General features: G+C 42.3%; 14 protein-coding genes. 3 read left to right on the top strand and 11 right to left on the bottom strand.

All coding sequences use genetic code 11. The annotated features are described in order from the left end of the window. Window positions 1–35: 35 nt before the first annotated feature. From NXX38_RS13190 to NXX38_RS13165, 6 genes are all read right to left on the bottom strand, one after another. Window positions 36–2,363, bottom strand: coding sequence for a beta-galactosidase (locus tag NXX38_RS13190; RefSeq protein WP_309569436.1), 2,328 nt, complete (start codon window positions 2,361–2,363; stop codon window positions 36–38). An 88-nt stretch (window positions 2,364–2,451) separates the two neighbouring features. Next, the gene (locus tag NXX38_RS13185; RefSeq protein WP_297284621.1) at window positions 2,452–4,017 is read right to left on the bottom strand and encodes a DUF4874 domain-containing protein; all 1,566 of its coding nucleotides are present in this window, start codon (window positions 4,015–4,017) and stop codon (window positions 2,452–2,454) included. Window positions 4,018–4,045: 28 nt separating this feature from the next. Beyond that, window positions 4,046–5,356, bottom strand: coding sequence for a SusE domain-containing protein (locus tag NXX38_RS13180; RefSeq protein WP_258979669.1), 1,311 nt, complete (start codon window positions 5,354–5,356; stop codon window positions 4,046–4,048). 15 nt (window positions 5,357–5,371) lie between these two features. Continuing rightward, entirely contained in the window at window positions 5,372–6,886 is a 1,515-nt protein-coding gene (locus NXX38_RS13175; protein WP_148364391.1) for a RagB/SusD family nutrient uptake outer membrane protein, read from the bottom strand. Between the two features lie 12 nt (window positions 6,887–6,898). Then, the gene (locus NXX38_RS13170) at window positions 6,899–10,288 is read right to left on the bottom strand and encodes a TonB-dependent receptor (RefSeq protein WP_309569414.1); all 3,390 of its coding nucleotides are present in this window, start codon (window positions 10,286–10,288) and stop codon (window positions 6,899–6,901) included. Window positions 10,289–10,457: 169 nt separating this feature from the next. After that, window positions 10,458–11,480, bottom strand: a complete 1,023-nt coding sequence (locus tag NXX38_RS13165; RefSeq protein WP_148364389.1) for a FecR family protein — start codon at window positions 11,478–11,480, stop codon at window positions 10,458–10,460. Window positions 11,481–11,614: 134 nt separating this feature from the next. Between NXX38_RS13165 and NXX38_RS13160 the strand changes: the two genes are divergently transcribed. After that, window positions 11,615–12,190 carry an RNA polymerase sigma-70 factor gene (locus tag NXX38_RS13160; RefSeq protein ID WP_148364388.1) on the top strand — a complete coding sequence of 192 codons (576 nt, stop codon included), beginning with the start codon at window positions 11,615–11,617 and terminating at the stop codon, window positions 12,188–12,190. A 316-nt stretch (window positions 12,191–12,506) separates the two neighbouring features. Here the strand turns inward: NXX38_RS13160 and NXX38_RS13155 are convergent, their stop codons facing one another. Both NXX38_RS13155 and NXX38_RS13150 read right to left on the bottom strand, forming a co-directional pair. Beyond that, window positions 12,507–14,405 (bottom strand): ATP-binding protein, encoded by a 1,899-nt coding sequence (locus NXX38_RS13155; RefSeq protein ID WP_148364387.1) that lies wholly within the window; start codon window positions 14,403–14,405, stop codon window positions 12,507–12,509. 117 nt (window positions 14,406–14,522) lie between these two features. Then, the gene (locus NXX38_RS13150) at window positions 14,523–17,159 is read right to left on the bottom strand and encodes a valine--tRNA ligase (RefSeq protein ID WP_148364386.1); all 2,637 of its coding nucleotides are present in this window, start codon (window positions 17,157–17,159) and stop codon (window positions 14,523–14,525) included. A 251-nt stretch (window positions 17,160–17,410) separates the two neighbouring features. On the opposite strand from NXX38_RS13150, the gene NXX38_RS13145 reads away from it, so the two are divergent. Next, window positions 17,411–18,466 carry a DUF3810 domain-containing protein gene (locus NXX38_RS13145; RefSeq protein WP_234131909.1) on the top strand — a complete coding sequence of 352 codons (1,056 nt, stop codon included), beginning with the start codon at window positions 17,411–17,413 and terminating at the stop codon, window positions 18,464–18,466. Between the two features lie 12 nt (window positions 18,467–18,478). Continuing rightward, window positions 18,479–19,267 (top strand): nucleoside triphosphate pyrophosphohydrolase, encoded by a 789-nt coding sequence (gene mazG, locus NXX38_RS13140; protein WP_008775510.1) that lies wholly within the window; start codon window positions 18,479–18,481, stop codon window positions 19,265–19,267. Window positions 19,268–19,373: 106 nt separating this feature from the next. On the opposite strand, the gene NXX38_RS13135 is transcribed toward mazG, so the two are convergent. The 3 genes from NXX38_RS13135 to NXX38_RS13125 are packed head-to-tail and all read right to left on the bottom strand — an operon-like array spanning window position 19,374 to window position 20,848. After that, entirely contained in the window at window positions 19,374–19,841 is a 468-nt protein-coding gene (locus NXX38_RS13135; protein WP_148364384.1) for a hypothetical protein, read from the bottom strand. A gap of 27 nt (window positions 19,842–19,868) precedes the next feature. Beyond that, window positions 19,869–20,249, bottom strand: a complete 381-nt coding sequence (locus NXX38_RS13130) for a hypothetical protein (protein ID WP_074557307.1) — start codon at window positions 20,247–20,249, stop codon at window positions 19,869–19,871. 47 nt (window positions 20,250–20,296) lie between these two features. Further along, a complete protein-coding gene (locus tag NXX38_RS13125; protein WP_148364383.1) occupies window positions 20,297–20,848 on the bottom strand; it encodes an RNA polymerase sigma factor in 552 nt (183 codons plus the stop codon). Window positions 20,849–20,857: the final 9 nt, after the last annotated feature.

Genomic DNA, 20,857 nt, shown 5'->3' with positions numbered 1-20,857 from the left:
AGAGTCGCATTTTATATCTATTTACTACGTTTTATTCAATGAAATAAGAAGAATTGTGGACGGCCATATACATTTATATCTTTCACCTTTCCTGACAAGAATGAACCTTTACGAACTTTCACGCGAAAAGCCGAAACCTTATAAATTTCTTTCAGATCTATAATAACCCGGTGAGGATGATTAGGTTCCATAGCCGCATCCGTATGCCAAAAAGAAGAGATATCTCCATCAAACAGGTTTTCCGCTATTCCCAAGTTCTTATCAGCTTGTTCGCTGCTTACATAAACGACTTCCCATTTAGTTTTGTCAATCGGCTGTCCCTTATCATCTATCAGTTCCACTTCCGAAATGCAGGCCTGATTATCCTCTGTGTAGGAAGACAGAGTCTCTATACAGAAATGGCGGAGAGTAGTCGCAACCGGTAAATCGAATGACTGCCACTCATTAGTCTCCTGCAAAGTAGTTTTTAATGCAAGATCACCGTCTTCCAGAATCGGAGTGCCTGCCACTGCACGACGCTGGCCTTTCTGATAATTCTTATCAATACCCAGACTATCCAGAATGGGTTGATTCAATCCTTGCAAAACACGCTTACCCGTATCTTCCATTTCAAACACTACAATTTCGTTTTCTCCCTCTTTCAGCCATGGAGCGGGCAGATAGAGTGTTTGTTGAGGGCCGATATTCCAGAAACGTCCCAGAGATTTGCCATTTACCCAGACAGCACCTTTGCCCCATTGACTCATATCCACAAAGCAGTCACCTTTCTTCTCTACTGTAAACGTTCCTTTATGGAAAGCGGGAACGCCTTTGATGGTTTCGCCAAACTCCATTTCCGAAACTTTTTCTTTATACAGAGGCAATGGAGTAATAGACCATCCGGTCAACTTTTCATTTCCCCACAAAACTTGGCTGGTGATACCTTTCCGGTTAAACAGTATATCGGGGCCGTAGTTGACGCGTCCGGTATTTTCTACCAGAATCTCCAGTGTGGCAGGTGTCTTCGGCACATTCAAGGTCACACTGTTCTGATTGTAACGACGATCCAGACTGGCTACCTGCTTACCATCAATGAGGATCACAGCATAGTCACGCAAATCCTGTATGACAAGTTTCTGTCTTCCCGCTTTGGGGAGTGTTGCCTGATAATGAATATATCCGAAATCAACCCCCAAGTCTTCCATCGACAGCACATTTTCCGACTGGGTAGTCTGATGAAATGCAGTCCTTAATGGAGCACTTTCCTTTAATTCGACTGTTGCAAAAGTGGTAGTCGGATTATCTGCCGGAACTTCCGGCAATACTGTTCCCGCAGGCAGGTATTTCTGAATCACTTCCCTGAATGCATGATATTTGGGATAACAATTTCCCCATTCACCCAAGGGAGCGTCATAATCATAGCTTGTGGGCTGGGGCTGATAACCGCCTCCGGTATTGGCTCCATTGGTATACTCAAAGTTTGTACCTCCATGGAACATATACATGCTGACAGAAACACCGTGGCTCAACATCCAGTCCAGCTGTTCGGCAGGACGTTCATAAGCAACAGAAGAATGTCGTCTGCCCCACTCGTCAAACCAGGCCGGATAAAACTCCGCTACAAAATAGGGACCGCCCTTTTGGTACTTATCTACCACTTTGAATATATCTTCACCAAACACTCCGTTCAATGTAGGCAGTACGCCCTCAACATGTCCGGCTTCCACCTGTCCACCACCGTCGCAGGTAAATAGCGGAACATTGAATCCTGCTTCTTTAATCATATCGCGGATAGCGGCAAGATACTCTTTATCCGCTGCATACGATCCATATTCATTCTCCACCTGCACCATAATAATATTACCTCCATTATTGATGGTCAAAGGAGACAGTTGTTTGCCTAGTTCTTTGATATATCGTTCACAATAGGACAGGAAACGCGGATCTTTACTACGATAAGTCAGATCCTTTTCTTTCAGCAGCCACGACGGGTAACCTCCGAAATCCCATTCTGCACATACATACGGACCGGGACGAAGAATCACATACAGTCCCTCTTCTTGTGCCGTACGGATAAATTCCGCAATATCAGCCTGTCCGCTAAAGTCAAATTCTCCCGACTGACGTTCATGGAAGTTCCAAAAGACGTAGGCAGACACCGTATTCAGTCCCATCGCACGCGCTCTCTTCAGGCGGTCACGCCAATACTCGTGCGGAATGCGGGGATAGTGCATTTCTCCACAAATCAACTGGATATCCTTTCCCTCGATAGTAAAAGTACCATTTCCTATTCTAACCTGTTCCTTGGGGGAGGAACAGGATGAAATTAGAAATGATACTATGATGTTAAGTATAACAAGTACGGTTTTATGATTTTTGTTCATCTTCATTCAAATAAGATGTGAATTCCGAATACTCCGACCGCAACATGAAATCCATTCCATACGGTCGGAAGTATTCATCAATTTATTTTTAGAATGTAACTGTTCCGAACAGGTTTACAGCGTATTTTTTTGCATCATCATACCAATGAGTCACATTTTCTGTTTGAGCAAACTTAATGGCATATACCGAATTGTATTTCCAATCGGCTACTTTTTCCGGCATCCAGATTCCTACTTTATAAGTCCCGCTCACACCGGCTGCCACACTTCCTTTGATAGTGTATTTCGCAGCCTGATTCGGTTCCTGATCAGTAGACGGAATCCAAGTCTTAGGATCCACATCCAGTTTAAATTCTTTCACTACCTGACCGCTTTCGGAAACCAGTACGAGATATACCTCTTTCGGATTAATCACCGTAGCAAAACCGGTATTCGTAATCGTCAGATCATATTCCAGATTTCCACCTTTTGCTTCTACTTTCGATTCACTTTGGAGATTCAGACGATAGCCCAAATGGTCGCGGACAAAATCATAGAATGAACGAACAACATCATTGCCCTCCTCATCTTTGAAGTAACTCTCATCGAACAGAATATGATTATCATTTAATAAAGCGGGATTTACTTTTACCCGTTTCCAACTCATGATATTCAAATCAAAGTTTTGTGTCACATCAAATGCCGAGTAACGGTGTTCGCGCAAAATACGCAATGATTTTATCGGACTAATCAACGCTGCCAATCCCCATTCTGTATCCTCATTATAAGGGATCTCACCGCTCATATAGAAATTGTTCGCTTTCACCTCTTCCGTTATCTGCTTGTAGTCATCCGTATTAGGAACAAAGTCATTGCCCGGTGCAAGCGGATGTTCGCCGGCTGTAAAATAATCATTCGCATATCCGATGCGTCCACGAGATCCTTCCTGTTCCAGTGTCAACGCTTTCTTATGATTCGGATAACGCATTTCTACACAATAAGGTGAAGGTAAGGCTCTCAATAAAGCACTGACGATTGCATTCTTCGCACTCTGGTCATTCATCAACGGAGAAGTATGCCACTCTCCCCAAGCACCGATAAACCCCACCTGCATGGTAGCAATTTGTCCAATGTATTCATTCAACAGAGGAGTCAGTTGTTCGATGTGCCGGAGAATCCATTGTTTGGATTCGCCACCGGAAGTATTCAGTCCGGCGTGATTGTATGCAAAACGAAGAATGGCTTTATATCCCTGCGCTTTCATCAATTCGAATATCTTGCGGATATTTGACAGAGCTTCAGCATCCAGATCCTTACTCACCCAGTTAGTTAAGTAGATATATTGCTGCACAAGAGTCAGGTTATCGTCCTTTGCATCAAATTGCTCTACTTTCTTCGTATACAAATCATTGCCATAAACCTCATAATCATTATATGGACTTTTCATTTGGTCGGCAAGCAAATTACATTCCAAGTGGAATCCCCTATCGGGATTCCTAAGCGACTCGATCGGTACAATATTTCCTGTTACCTCCGGAGTTTCCGGTTCACTCGTTCCGTCTTCTTCTCCATATTGTCCCGCATATACATCTATTGTATCAGAACAAAAGCTACACATAATACCTAATAATAAGGTAGATAATATGGTCATAGTTTTCTTTATATTGATTAACATGATTGATATACTTTTAATTTTCACCCGATTAATTTTCATTGTAGATAAAACGTGCAGGAGCACCGGTTGTCCAAGGACTCCACAATGTTGCTCCTCCATCATGAAGAATACATTGATGAGACATATCATCAGTGACCAACAGATAAGAATACGGTCCGGTATGATTAGTGATTGCATCACCGCTCCATTGACCGGAAGCACACAAATTGAATTTCCAGTCGTTCAAATGCGCCTGCCCTTTTACTGATTCATAATATTCAGGATCTTTCAATACATTCCATTGACCTTCGGCAGTTCCGGCTTCCGCAAACAAATTCTTATATTCCTGTATGGTCGGCAAACGCCATCCCTTAGGTGCTATCTTATCACGAATATCGTAATGATAATGCACTCCATAGGCTTTCACTCTACCTTCTCCGAGCGACGCAGGTGTATTTTTGAAATTATTCGCTTCAATATCTGTACCATCAGCATATTTAGTCGCACGCAGGTTATCCGCCAACCAAACCAATGACGTTTTATCACTATAAAATATACGAACAACACGGTAAGTAATCTTTTCATCTCCACGAACATCGACGAAGCGCATCATTTCTGTCATATTCAATACTCCGGAAGAACGCGATACCCATTGCCCATCATCAGTCTTCACATTCCAATACACAGAATTGGAAGTCCAACGTTTGATGGAAAGTTTATCGAGCAGTGCCTGAAGTTCTTCATGAGTCAATGATGCTTTACCATTCACAACTCCCACACTCTGTTCGGCAACCATCTGTTTCATTTCGGGATCCAGTGAGAAACAAAGCGAGTACGAGGTGGATTCAGGCCATTCCTGGGTATTCCATTCAAATTGCACAGCAGTCTCCGGCGCATTTTCAGCCAAGGAAATCTTAGTCAAATCTTCCGGCTGCACTAATTTGCTAGTCATACGTTTCACCCGAATGGTGCGTGCTTCCGAAGCTGCTGCGGTTATATTACCTGTTTCTTTGACCGTCCAATACAGTATTGCTTCCTGTCCCGCTTTAATTCCCAATTGAGAAAAACTCTGATCGGCAGTCAATGCAGATATCGTAACAGAAGTCGATTTTCCTGCATCAATTATCACCGGTTCTTTGAATTTCCTGTCAGCACAAATAAGCAGCTTTGCTCCATTTTCCAGAGGCTTCTCCCAAGAGAAACTATATTTCTCAATCGATAAATCATTCAAATCAATGATCGCTCCATCTTGAGGCGTGCTCAAGTAAATATCCGACATCGGAATGATCACATTGTACTTGTCTTCCTTACATCCGGCAAGCAACAATATTCCTAATAGACTATATAATAAATGTTTCATAATGCTATCTATTTTTTAGTAACCGGGATTTTGAATTATAATGCCTTGTCCTTCAGTTATCAGATGAGTAGGCAACGGGAATTTCTCATATTTATATTGTCCATCCACTTTCGTTTCTATTTTACCTGTCGGTTGTCCGGCAAATCTTGCTTTGGCAAGTGCTGCTTCAATAAATTTTCCATGGCGGATCAAATCCTGACGGCGCACTCCTTCAAAATAGAATTCATGTCCACGTTCTTCCAACAGTTTATCCAGAAAATCTTCTACTGATGAGAAATCACTCAATTGATAAGCTTTCAATCCACCATGAGTAACCCGCACCTGATTCAACAGGCCAATCGCCTCTTGAGTGATACTGTTTCCATTGCGAACGATAGCTTCCGAAAGTAAAGTCAATACATCCGCATAACGATAGATGGGCATATCTATTTCGCACTTCTCTCCTATTACACCCTCAATTTTATATTTCACCGGAATTGCACCGTAGAAAAGTATACCTGTCGTACCACCGTCACGGTCAAGCGCCCGGCTATGGTGTACGCCCTCCGTACCTGTATATTCACCAATAATTCTTTCGCGTCTCTTGTCTTTTGGATCATACGATTCGTATGCAGGCCAGGAAATTTTATACCCTCCCCAGGCAGTTACCGACATTCCGGCTGGAAGAGGATAGTCTGAAGTCAGTACGTGAGCGAACCATTTCTGTTCCATCACACCGGCCTCGGCCACACATGAGAATATGACTTCCGAATTCTTTTCACCAGATAAAGAGAACAGAGAGTTATAATCGTCTACCAATTTATAACCATATTCCGGTTTTGTCAATTCACGTCCTATTTTCTCCGCCTCATCCCATTGCTTAGTCATCATGTAGAATTTCAGCAATAATGTATTGGCCAATCCTTTGGTGAAACGTCCGTAATTTGTATCTTCATACTTATAAGGCAACACATTAGCTGCATCTTTCAAGTTGGAAACAATGTATTCACGCATGGCTTCTTCCGACAAACGTGGAATAACAATCTCCGCTTCCGGTTTTTGCAAAGTCTCCAGATCAGCGATAGGTATCGGACCGTACATATCATACATCAGGAAAGCCAGGAAACCACGTCCGCATTTCAATTCCGCCATATAGCGAGCTTTCAAGGTTTCATCCATATTCACGTCCTTGATGCGATCCATTGTCAAAGTCATGGAAGCCAAATACTGGGAATAGTCATACACACGACGATAGTCACCGTCGATATGCCAGTCATTAGCTTCATACGAATTGTATACGGTAGTCCATCCCCAAGTGTTTTCCACATAATCGGTTACCATTTCCGAAGTCGTCACATAGCCTGCCGCTACTTCAAAGATCCCCCACGGAGAGAACACATAATAAGCACTCGAATTGACCAAAGCATTTACGTCTTCAGCATTTTGGGGAAACATTCCCGGATTAATTTTATTATATACTTCCTGCTCCAGCGTACAAGACGAAATGAGGAACAAGAGAGTTGCTATTGCAGTATAAATTGTCTTTTTCATATTCATCACTTATTAGAAAGATATTGATACACCAAAATTATACGAGGTTACATTCGGATATGCATAGGTCCCGTTGTCCGTTTCCGGGTCCAGACCTGTCCAGTTAGTAATCACAAACGGATTGTTCACGTCTACATATACACGGAGATTCTTGGCAATCTTCTGGCTGACAGGCACTTTATATCCCAATGTAATGCTTCCACAACGAACATAATAGATAGATTTCACATAATAGTCACCCCATCCGCTTCCACCTCTGACGAATGTCGGATCAGTGGCTGTCAGGTTATTGCTATTGAAAGCTTTCAGGGCATAAGTAGAAACATTGATACCATTGTCCATACGTGTCCAGCCCTCATAATAACTGGCTCCTCTCTTTCTGCCGGCTTCTCCATAGAAATAGATATTCAAGTCGAAGTTCTTATATCTGAACGAGTTGTTCAGACCGTAGATTATTTTGGGGTCACCATTACCCATATATACTTTATCCTCATCTCCCAATACTCCGTTTCCATCGCGGTCTTTCAGTTTCATCATACCCGGAACCAAGTCTTTTTGAGCGTCCGGAACTTTTTCTCCCGGTTGCAGGATACCAAGCGCTTCATATTCCCACCATGCACGAATCGGATCATTTTCTTTTTCATAAGGTTTGGGTTTCCAGTTCGGGTCACGTGTCAGCCAACGGTCATTGTAATGTGACAAGGTTAATGTCGTATCCCATTCAAAATCTTTAGTAACGATATTCACCGTATTCACTGTGATTTCCACACCCTGACTTTGTGTTGATCCTATATTACCCGCTATTTTATTTATCTCATTATAAAAAGGCAATGGTTTATTTGTCACCAACAAGTCTGTAATCTTACGTTTGAAGTATTCGGCTGTCAACTTAAACCGGTTGTTGAGTATGCCTAGATCCACACCTACATTAAATTCCGTGGTCGTTTCCCAAGTCAGGCTCCTGTTACCCAAATCCGAAGCATATACTCCTGTTGATTCTGCACCTCCGATAATAGCACTTCTTCCCACTTCATAATAGTCGTAAATGCGATAACCGACATTAGAGTTACCTGTCTGTCCGTAAGAAGTTCTTAACTTCAACATAGATAACCAGTTTGAAGCCCCTTTCATGAAATTTTCTTCACTTATCATCCAACCGGCTGATATGGACGGGAAATACCCCCAACGATTTTCCGGGGCGAAATTGGAAGCAGCATCAGCACGAACTGTAGCTTCCAGTAAATATCTGCCTTTATACGAGTAATTGGCACGGGCAAACAGAGAAGCAATACTGTTAATAGAAGCCCATGAACCTACAGAAGGTTTCTTGTAATTACCTGAACCCAAACTATTATATCCGAAACCATCTACAAGAAAGTCTTCATTTCCGGCACTCAATCCATCATTCTTAAATTTCTGGAATGAATAACCACCAATAGCTTTCACGTTATGATCACCAAAACTCTTGGAATATTGTGCTGTCAGCTCCATCAGATAGGTAGTACTTGTTTCCTGCGAAATATCCGCTCTTCCGTTTTTGGTCTTTCCCTGCAAAGTTGTTTTAGGCAAATAGCTGGAACGTTTCTGGAAACTACGGTCGACACCTAACTGCAACTTCACTTCCAATTCTTTCAAAGGTTTCACGGATACGAATGCAGAGCCTATGATCCGGTCTTTTACAGTGTTATCCTTTATATCCAACAGAGACACCGGATTTGCAACAAAAGGACGTTTCGGATCAATATAATAATTTCCTTCAGAATCATAGATAGGAATAGTAGGATTGGACTGGATAGCACCGGTCAATACACCGGAATATTCATTGGCATTGTCTCCCAGCGGAACATTATCATACTTATTCTGTGAGTAAGTAGCAGTCAGTCCGAAAGAAACATATTCACTCAATTCCTGATCCAGATTCAAACGGGCAGAAAAACGGCTGATACCATTATTCTTGACAATACCCTCCTGATTCATATAGTTGACAGAAGCCAGATAACGGGTTTTCTCCGTACCACCATTCACAGAAAGATTGTGCTGTTGCGTATATCCATTGCGCATCACCGCATCCAACCAATCGGTACCGCTAGCTGTCAATATTTCATCATTATTGAAAGTGGGTTTATATTGAGTAGGCGGAGTGTCCTGCTTTTCAACATATCCTTCATAGATACCCATTCCGTTCAACTTTAACCACTCTTCATACATCTGTTTATTATACATATCCATATACATACGGGTATCAAGCATCTTATAGTTGGAACGGGCTACCTGCACCGATCCCATACCGGAATAAGTCACTCTGGGCTTCTGACTCTTACCGCGTTTGGTGGTAATCAAAACAACTCCATGTCCGGCACGCGCACCATAAATAGCCGTAGAAGCAGCATCTTTCAACACAGAAATGGATTCAATGTCATCCGGATTCAATGATTCCAGTACATTATCGATATTACCCGATTCGTAGAAACCATTACCCGAACTTAAATTGGAAGTAGAAGATACCGGGAAGCCGTCGATTACAAATAAAGGTTCATTACCAGCACCTGTAGACGCCTCTCCACGAATACGGAATTTCGCTTCACCGCCCGGCTGCGCAGAAACCTGGTTCACACGGAATCCTGCTGCTTTACCTGCCAACGCACGAGATACATTCGGTACGGTATTCATCTCCACATCTCCCATGTTTACCATAGAAACGGCACCGGTCAATGTCTTCTTGCTCTGTGTACCGTAACCCACCACTACCACTTCGTCAAGTTGTTTGGAATCTTCCTGCAAAGTGATTCTCATGTTTTTTCCGGGTTGTACGGCAACCGTCTGCGACTGATAGCCGATATAGGAGATATCGAGCTGTGCCTTCGATGAAGAAACGGAGAGTTTGAAATTCCCGTCAATATCTGTTATCGTACCGTTACCCTGTACTCCTTTTTCTAACACACTGGCCCCGATAATCGGTTCCCCCTGTGCATCTGATATAGTACCGGATATGGTTATTTTCTTTTCTTGTTCCGGAGACTGTGCCTCGATGGATAATATTATCTTCTTGTCCAGTACCGAATATTTTACATTAGTACCGGAAAAGATTTCTTTCAACACACTAAAAATGTTGCTTTTATCAGCGGAAACTGATACGCGACGATTCAAATCGACATGCTTATTATTGAAGAAAAAATCGAAATCAGACTGCGCTTCAATCTCTTTCAAAATGTCCTCCACTCGCTGATTACGTACATCAATACTGATTAAAGCCTTTTGAGCGTAACTATCGGCTGCATAGCTCAATCCGATAGAACATACAAAGAACAAAACCAATAGTCTCATAGATAATGGGATTTTTTTTGAGGTTAGCCAAAGTGACTTTACCACCCACAAAAATTGGATGCTAAAATAATTTTGCATAAATTTGTAATGACTTAAAGTTAATAAAAAGTTTATCTAAGCTTGTCGCCAAACAAGCATCAAAAAGATTTACCGATTTCCATACGGGGAGATACGCCAATATCCTCCCGTATGTTTTTGTTTAAGGGGATCTGTCTTTCATTGCATTTTTGTTTTTAAGGTTAATCAATCAATATATTTCAATTTTACTCTTTTCATCTTTTATATCCGGCGAATCAAGATAACGCCAACGGATTTGAGAAGAAAGCTGGAAATATTCCAGAATACGCTCCAAGCGTTGATTAGTAAACGTACCTGTAAATGAGTCTCCTTTCAAACGGTCGTTTTTAATAATGAATTCCACGTTATACCGCTTCTCCAACATTCGCAATCCCTCTTTGAGAGGAGTATTCTTGAATATAATCTTTCCCTCTTTCCATGCTATTTCCGACTCGCCGGAGGTGGCATAAAGCTGTACTTTACTGTCTCTTGTATCATAGACCAATTTCTGTCCGGGATCCATCAGTACTTTTTTCGAACCATTGTCAGATGAATAAATAAAACCTATCTTTCCTTCAACCAATGTTGCTGCAATCCGGTCTTCTTTTTCATAAGCCTCTACATTAAAATGAGTTCCCAATACCTCGATCTGTGACTGGTGGGAAGTAGAGACTATAAATTTCTTTTCCGGATTCTTGGCTACTTCAAAATAAGCTTCTCCCTGCAATGTTACATTTCTCGTGTCGCCGTCAAAGCGTGAGGGATAACTCAAAGTAGATTCGGAATTCAGGAAAACCAGTGTACCGTCGGGCAATGTCAAAGAAGTCATCATTCCTGGATTCGTCTTCACTTCCATGATTTGTACCAGTTCCTGTTCGCTTCCTCCCCAGTGTTGTACCATCAGAGTAACGAGAAGTGGAATGAACAGCACTGCTGCCGCACGTTGCGCCCATTCCCACCATGTCGTTTTCCTTTGTCTGTTACCTGTCATTCTACTTTTCACCTTTGTCAATGCTTTCTCTGTGTCGACTTTCGTCATGATGTGAACGGTATCTGTGGCAAGATAGAGAGCATGTATTTGTTTGGCCATCCGTCGGTTTTCTTCCGATTCATCCATCCACGTCTCAACTTGCAGACGCTCTTCTTCCGTTGCCAGTCCCTCACAATAACGGGGAAGCAATTCTTCTATTGTATTTTTATCAGTCTTATCCATATTCGTATTTTATTGCCTTTTACTATAAGACAAGGGAGACTTTAGAGATTCCTAAACCAAATCTCATTTTTTTTCAGAAAATCTTTGTTTTCTTATAAAAAAGCTATATTTGCAGTGAAATATCGAACTAATGCATGAAAGAAATTCACCTGTCAGACAACAATTTTCTATTATCTGCCATACAACAGGGAGACCAAAAGGCATTTGATGCACTGTTTCGGAGATATTATCCGGCACTGTGCGCCTACGGCCATCGCTTCGTCGATCTGGAAGATGCGGAAGAAATTGTGCAGGATTCTCTTTTATGGATTTGGGAAAATAGAGAAAATCTGATTATCGAAACCTCGCTTAGTTCATACCTCTTTAAAATGATATACCGCAAAGCTCTGAACAAGCTTGCACATATTGATGCCACCCAACGTGCCGACACTCGATTTTATGAAGAGATGCAGGAGATGCTACAAGATACGGATCTTTATCAAGTCGAAGAGTTGACACAACGTATCAAAAATGCCATTGCCACATTGCCGGAAAGTTACCGGGAAGCTTTTGTGATGCATCGGTTCCGGGATATGAGTTATAAAGAAATAGCTGAGATTTTGGGAGTATCTCCCAAAACTGTAGATTACCGCATTCAACAGGCACTAAAGCAACTACGTGTAGATTTAAAGGATTATCTGCCGTTATTGCTACCGATTCTATTTCCTTAAAAATAAGCCAGCCATCTATTTTCTTATCTATTACTATCTATTTACTAAAGTACTGATAGATAACTTCTGTTGCATTAGAGGTAAACTTACATTCCCCTGCTGACAAACTTCTTTTTGACCGAGAGAAAACTATAATTGCAAGCTTCATTTATATAACTGCAAGTTCCGGTTATATAAATGCAACTTGCAATTATATAATCAGAACTTGCGTTTATAGTTTCTTCTTAGTCAAAGACAACTTATCCAATAAGGGAAAGGAAGTTTGCAATAAGAGCATAGCAACTTATCTACTGATAGATTGGAGAGAAGTAAAGCACTAATTCTGCCGATAAGGTAAGGTAAACCAGAAAGTAGATCCTTTGTTTTCTTCCGACTCCACTCCTATTTTCCCTCCCAGGCGGTCTACAATCGTATGGCAGATAGAAAGTCCCAGTCCGGTACCTTGCACAAAGGAATTGTACTTCACAAACCGTTCGAATACATGAAGACACTGTTCAGGAGACATTCCACAGCCGGTGTCCGACACATAAAAATAAATCGTTTCAGGATCGAGCAAACGATACCCCATACGGATAGTACCCACCTCTGTAAACTTAATAGCATTAACTGTGAAATTGGCAAGTAACTGAATCAAACGGTTCTTATCCGTATACAATGTACATTGGGGCAGTCTTTCCGCAAATGTGAAAGTCACATTATTGTATCGCAGACGTAGCTGCATACTCTGCTCGATTTCTTCAAGCGCCTGGTTCACATCAATCAAGGCAGGGTAGAAATCGAATGTACCGGCTTCAATCTTCGACAAATCCAGAATATCATTAATCAACTGAAGCAATAAATCTGTATTTGTTTCAATAAGATCTGCATATTCGGACATTTCTTCACGGTTTTCGACATGAGGAAGCATATTCGAGAACCCTACAATAGCATTCAAGGGGGTACGTATCTCATGACTCATATTAGCCAGGAATGCGGATTTCAATTGATTAGCCTGCTCCGCTTTTTCCATCGCTTCATGCAGACGACTATATGCTTTCCGAAGAATGCTGATATAATATACAATAGCAACAATCAATATCAATAAAAAGAAAGAGCAGGAAAGGATTTGAACATAATACTGCTGGAAAAAAGTCCTGGGTTCATTGACATATACCGCATCGTCCGGATAACGGGAAGAAGGTATATTGTAGGATTTCAATACTTGATAGCAGAGATTGGCACTTCCTTGTCCTCCCACCTCACCGGGAATATTACGTGCCTGCTCTCCATCCAAAATACGACCGAGTATTTCCAACAAAGATTTACAGAACGATTCTGTCGAAACGTAATATCCTCCTGCAAAAGTATTGTTCGACAAGTCTTCGGGAGAAAGTAAGAACAATGGAGACGGAGTAAAATTGACAATCACCTCCTGAATATGATCGAAAAGATAGGTATTGTCATTTTTGTTATGTGATTCAAACCAAGAATAATAAATGATCCCCGTATTCGGTTTATAACCATGTAAAGTATCCAGCAACATTTCCGTAGACAACTGAGTGGTGGAAAGTAAATCCAGACGCAAGTCCGGAAAGTTCTCCTTTACAGCTTCCTGTACATCTCTGCGAGTTTCTTCACTGATATACCGATCGTCCGAAATGAATGCCAGACGTTCCATATCAGGTATCAGTTTGTAAATTAAGTCGATTGTCTCCTTTACATAATAATGTTGCTTCAAGATGGTTATATTATATCCGCGCCTCCATTCATCACCGGAAAGGGTATTGGCTTCCGTCAACGGAACGTGAGATAACAAGACCTCAAGGGAAGCCGGTAAATGGTCGCGGGCATTTGTCACAATTACCGGAACTTCTTTCCATACGTCATCAAACAATTCACGGCAGACTATCCATCCCGGATCTCCAATCAACACAACCGCAGTGGGAGGAGTCGGATATTTCTGGCGCAAATGGGTAACCAGAGCATTCACTTCCATCTCATTTTCCAAAGCAGGTACAGAAAGCGACTCCGCTTTGACAGAGATTCCCTGTTTCTGAAGAGCATCATGAAGACACCAATAAAAGTTTTTAGCCCAAGGCAGATTGAAATTAATCGAGTTTAAAACCAGTACTTCTTTATTTGTTTTTTCGGTTCGGGCTGACGCAGGGGATAAGAATCCTTCAATGAAAAGGAATAATCCAAGGAAAAATGGGATGATCCGCAGCGGTTGTTTCATTTGTGATATTCTATAAATAGCGAAAGCAAAGATAGTATTAATTTCTTTAGCGCAAAAAAAAGGCATCCCAAAACGAATTGAGATGCCCTTTATTATATAAAATTAAGTATCAGAGGACTATGATTTCTTCAAAGCCGCAATACTTTCTTTCAAAGATTTGATGATACTCTCCGCATCGGCCTGCTTCTTACGTTCCAGTTCAAGAACGGCAGCCGGAGCATTATTGACGAATTTCTCGTTGCTAAGTTTCTTCATCACTCCCTGCAAGAATCCTTCTTTATGTTTCAATTCGGCTTCCATACGGGCGATTTCGGCTTCCACGTCAATCTTATTGCCCAATGGCACGGCAAATTCGGTCGTTCCTATCATGAAAGAAGCAGCACCTTCTGATTTGCTTTCTACCACTGTTACGGAAGACAGGTTACACATCTTGATAATCACCGGATTCAATTTCTCCACCGGATGAGTACCTACAACCTGCAATTCGAGTTCTTCTTTCAGAGCAATGTTCTTCTGCAAACGGATGCTACGGACATTACTGATGATTTCCTTAGCTACTTCAAACTCTGCCAGGAACTGTTCATTTGCTCCGACCGGTTCAAACAGTTGAGTAACCATCAGGCTTTCACCCGGTTCACGCTCACGCAATTGTTGCCACAGTTCTTCTGTGATAAATGGCATAAAAGGATGCAGCAATTCAAGCAGACGCTCGAAAGAGCTAAGAACCATATCATAAACAAAGCCATTGACAGGCTGTCCATAAGCAGGTTTCACGATTTCCAACAGCCAGGAAGAGAATTCATCCCAGAATAGTTTGTAAACCAGCATCAACGCTTCGCTCAAACGATATTTGGAGAAGAGATCGGCCACTTCAACAGCTGCCGCATCCAGTCTTTGGTCAAACCACTGAACTGCCAGATGTGCATCGGTAGGAATTTCAATAGTGCCTTTGGCATTTGTCCAGCCCTTAATCAGACGGAAAGCATTCCATATCTTGTTGCAGAAGTTACGTCCCTGTTCGCAAAGTGCGTCATCGAAAAGAATATCGTTTCCGGCAGGAGCAGAAAGCATCATACCCATACGTACTCCATCGGCTCCGTATTTCTCGATCAACTCCAACGGATCGGGAGAATTACCGAGTGACTTGGACATCTTACGTCCCAGTTTATCACGAACGATCCCTGTGAAGTAAACGTTCTTAAACGGCATCTTTCCTTCATACTCGTAGCCTGCCATAATCATACGGGCTACCCAGAAGAAGATAATATCCGGTCCTGTCACAAGGTCGCTGGTCGGATAGTAATAGTTGATTTCTTCATTACCCGGATTGTTGATTCCGTCAAACAAAGAGATCGGCCACAACCAGGAAGAGAACCAAGTATCCAGACAATCTTCGTCCTGACGGAGATCTTCCATTGTCAGGGCAGCATTGCCAGTCTTTTCTTTTGCTTTTGCCAATGCTTCTTCTGCTGTAGCAGCTACCACATAACCTCCCTCCGGAAGGAAGTAAGCAGGAATGCGATGTCCCCACCACAACTGACGGCTGATACACCAGTCTTTGATGTTCTCCATCCAGTGACGGTAGGTATTCTTGTATTTTGCAGGATAGAACTTCAGTTCATCGTTCATTACCGGAGGCAATGCCATGTCAGCAAAATGCTGCATCTTGAGGAACCATTGCATAGACAGTTTCGGTTCGATCACTACATTGGTACGTTCCGAGTAACCTACCTTATTTGTATAGGCTTCTGTCTTGTCCAGCAGTCCGGCAGCTTCGAGGTCTTTCTCTATTTGTTTACGGACGTCGAAACGATCCATACCGATATACATACCGGCAGCTTCGCTCAATGTACCGTTATCGTTGAAGATATCAATGCTAGGCAGGTTGTACTTTTCACCCAGCATATAGTCGTTTACATCATGAGCCGGAGTCACTTTCAGGCAACCTGTACCAAATTCGATGTCTACATAATCATCTTCAATCACAGGGATGGTGCGATTTACCAGCGGAACGATCACTTTCTTGCCTTTCAGCCATTCGTTTTTCGGGTCGTTCGGATTGATACACATCGCTGTGTCACCCATGATTGTTTCGGGGCGGGTAGTTGCCACTACGGCATAGCGTCCTTCCGGATCACCTTCCACTTTATAACGGAGGTAATATAGTTTTCCGTGCTCTTCTTTGTAGATCACTTCCTCGTCAGAAAGAGCGGTCAATGCCTTCGGGTCCCAGTTTACCATACGGACACCGCGGTAGATCAATCCTTTATCGAACAGGTCTACGAAAACTTTCAGTACACTTTCACTGCGTTTCTCGTCCATAGTGAAAGCAGTACGATCCCAGTCGCAGGATGCACCGAGTTTGCGGAGCTGTTTCAGGATGATACCTCCGTGTTCGTCTGTCCAATCCCAGGCATGTTTCAGGAATTCCTCACGAGTCAGGTCAGTTTTCTTGATACCTTGAGCGGCGAGTTTGTTTACTACTTTAGCTTCAGTAGCAATAGAAGCATGGTCAGTTCCCGGTACCCAGCAGGCATTCTTGCCTTCCATACGGGCACGACGAACTAAAATATCCTGAATGGTATTATTAAGCATGTGTCCCATGTGCAACACACCGGTGACGTTCGGGGGCGGAATGACGATGGTGTAAGGTTCACGGCCATCGGGTTTCGAACTGAATAAATGATGGTCCAGCCAATACTGGTACCATTTTCCCTCCACGTCAGCGGGATTGTACTTACTTGCTAATTCCATATTGTTTTATGTATATATGATAATGTATATTCTAAAAATAACGGGTGCAAAATTAATAATTTAAATTCAAATCTTACCACCCTCGGGGTGTTTCTTCCTACTTGTAGCCATCTTTTATCCGGTTTATGTTGAATGACTTTTCCTATTACACAAGTAATAAAGCCATTGTTAACAGATTTTTTGCAAATATAGAGGTATTTTTTCGCGCGACGTCTATTTAATGCATATTTTTGTTGACTGATATTAGACAAATGATGAAAAAGAAGCCAAATGTAAGATATTTAGCCCTAGGAGCAATCTTAATCCTGGTGTGGCTAACGCAATGGATTCCTGCTCTGGCAACAATCTATTCGCAAACAATCTATCCTTTTATCTCTTACGTTTTGTCGTTTTTTTCCAATTTATTTCCTTTTGCGATAGGAGACTTATTCATCTTCCTTAGCATCACGGGGGTGATTATTTATCCTATTTACGCCCGTCTCCGCAAGAAGTTGCCTTGGAAAAAAATTTTATTGCGCGACGGCGAATATCTGTTGTGGATTTATGTATGGTTCTATCTGGCATGGGGACTGAATTATTCTCAAAAGAACTTTTACCAACGAACTGAAATCCCGTATACAGCCTACACTCCCGAAATTTTTCAGGAGTTCGTTGACGACTATATCACCCAATTAAATCGTTCGTATACCCCTATAAATAGTATCAACCAGGATTTGATACGGGAAGAAACCGTACGAATCTATAATCAGTTAAGTGATAGCTTGGGCGTGCACCGACCTCCACATGATCATCCGAGAGTAAAGACCATGTTGTTTACTCCATTCATTTCCATGGTAGGAGTAACCGGTAGCATGGGGCCTTTCTTCTGCGAATTCACCCTTAACGGAGATTTGCTTCCCGCCAACTATCCCGCCACTTATGCTCATGAACTAGCCCACCTGTTAGGTATCACCAGCGAAGCGGAAGCCAATTTCTATGCTTATCAGGTTTGCACCCGTTCACAGGCAATGGGTATCCGTTTCTCCGGATATTTCTCTGTACTGGGGCATGTATTGGGAAATGCAAAAAGATTACTTTCAGAAGAAGAATATGCAAAACTCTTTCAACGCATCCGACCGGAAATTATTGAATTAGCCAAGAATAATCAAGCCTATTGGGCTGCCAAGTATAGCCCGGTAGTGGGAGCCGTACAGGATTGGATATACGATCTTTACCTGAAAGGAAACAAGATAGAAAGTGGCCGCCAAAACTACTCGGAAGTAGTAGGGTTGTTGATTTCTTACCAGGAATGGAAAAAAATGAATTAAATAGATAGATTTATGTCACATACCAGACAAGAACAGATGGAAGCCTTCGGACGCTTCCTGGACATTCTCGACGAACTGCGTGTTAAATGTCCCTGGGACCGTAAACAGACAAATGAAAGTCTGCGTCCCAACACCATAGAAGAGACTTACGAACTTTGCGATGCCCTGATGAGGGATGACAAGAAAGAGATCTGCAAAGAATTGGGAGACGTATTATTGCACGTTGCTTTCTATGCCAAGATAGGTTCGGAAACAGGAGATTTTGACATCAAAGATGTTTGCGACAAGTTGTGCGATAAGCTGATTTTCCGCCATCCGCATGTGTTCGGAGAGGTGAAAGCAGAGACAGCCGGACAAGTTTCCGAGAACTGGGAACAGTTGAAACTCAAAGAGAAAGATGGCAACAAGAGTGTATTAAGCGGTGTGCCCGCTGCCCTACCCTCACTAATCAAGGCTTACCGTATTCAGGACAAAGCCCGCAATGTAGGCTTCGACTGGGAAGAACGGGAACAGGTTTGGGATAAAGTAAAAGAAGAAATCGGTGAGTTTCAGGAGGAAGTAGCCAACATGGATAAAGAGAAAGCGGAAGCTGAATTCGGCGACGTGATGTTCAGCCTCATCAATGCGGCACGCCTTTATAAAATCAATCCCGATAATGCACTGGAACTTACCAACCAGAAGTTTATCCGCCGCTTCAATTATCTGGAAGAGCACACCATCAAGGAGGGAAAAAGTCTGAAAGATATGTCTCTCGAAGAGATGGATGCCATTTGGAATGAAGCAAAGAAAAAAGGACTGTAACTTCCTTACCGGCATAAAAAAACTGAGGCTCTATTCCCACCGGACAGAGCCTCCATTTTACTCAAACAGAGCGTCTGTTCATACGAATCAGACGCTCTGTTTTTCTTTATTTCTTCTTTGAATCGTCTCCCTTGTCTTTGCTACGATTCATACCTTTTATCATTTCACGGTGAAAACGCATCTCTGCACGTTGCACGAGAAAAATCTTCTTGCTTGAAAGAATCTTTTTAAACTTACCCAAATAAGTTTTATCAAGCTGGTCGGCAGCAATACGGTTGTTGGCCACTTTCTCGTTGATTTCTGCATATTGAGCTTCCGTTGTTTTATCATCCTTGCCTTTGCGCATCAAATCCCATGACTCATCATTCAGTTTCTTCTTTTTATCCTGGAGTTCAAAATAAACGGGAAAGAACTTGGCTGCTTCTTCTTTATTCAATCCAGCCTGTTCGATAATGAAAGCTTTTTGTTTTTCCCTGAACTCCTCCCGAGATAAATGCTGATCACATCCATCAGCAGCCCAAAGAACAGGCATAAAGCCACACAACAAAACGATCCATGCGATTAGTTTTTTCATTTTCTGTATTCAATCAGTTTTTATAAATCATTCTACACTTGCGTCACTCAAATAAACATATAACGAATAATCATCCAGCATGGCACGATCCACTGCTACATCAATCATTTCGTCAGATACAACTACTTCAGTATCTACTTCTGTCACCGCTACATCATCTGCCGTAGCAGGCTTATGGTCTGTTGACGCCACCCGGATAATCAAGGCCGCCCCTACAAACATAGCTGCCATATAGAGCAATGGTTTCAGTCTTGTCCATGTGCTGACAGGTTCTTCCTTAAAAGCGACTTTCTCTTTTTCAGGAAGTTTATTCATTATCTCCGAAGTCAGGTTCTCAAAGTAACCATCGGGCACTTTGAAGGAATTTTCCTTTCCAAGCTTCTTCAATAAAATATCTTCTTCTTTCATACGTTTTTCTCCTCTCTTTTCATTAGACAGTGTCTCATTTAAAAGGTTTAATCTATTTCTTCTAAAAACTTCTCTATTTTCTTCACCGCATGATGATAAGATGCTTTCAGTGCACCGACCGACGTGCCGAAGATCTCCGACATCTCTTCGTACTTCATTTCCTGATAATATTTCAGGTTGAACACCATACGCTGCTTTTCGGGCAAAGTCTGCAAGGCTTTTTGTAAGCACATCTGTATCTTGTCGCCTGAAAAATAAGCGTCACTCTCCAGCCTTTGCACAACTACTGCTTCGGGATCGTCAATATCTACGGTAGTCATGGCACGCTGCTTATTCAGAAAGGTAAGACACTCGTTCAGCGCGATACGATAGAGCCAGGTTGACAGCTTCGCCTCGGCACGGAAATAATCAATACTCGTCCATGCCTTGATGAAAGTGTTTTGCAGGAGATCGTTCGCATCCTCATGCGACAGTACCATCCGGCGGATTTGCCAATACAATTGCTCGCTATACTGCCCCACAATCATTTCAAATCCTTTCCGCTGTGTACTCTCCTCCTGAAGGAGTTTCAGAACTTCTCGTTCGTTATAAGGGGTCATAATCTCTCG

This window comes from Bacteroides sp. BFG-637, from assembly GCF_024793605.1.
Classification (GTDB): Bacteria; Bacteroidota; Bacteroidia; order Bacteroidales; family Bacteroidaceae; genus Bacteroides; species Bacteroides vicugnae.
Note: the sequence above shows the minus strand (reverse complement) of the source record. Positions and strands in the feature narration are given on the sequence as shown.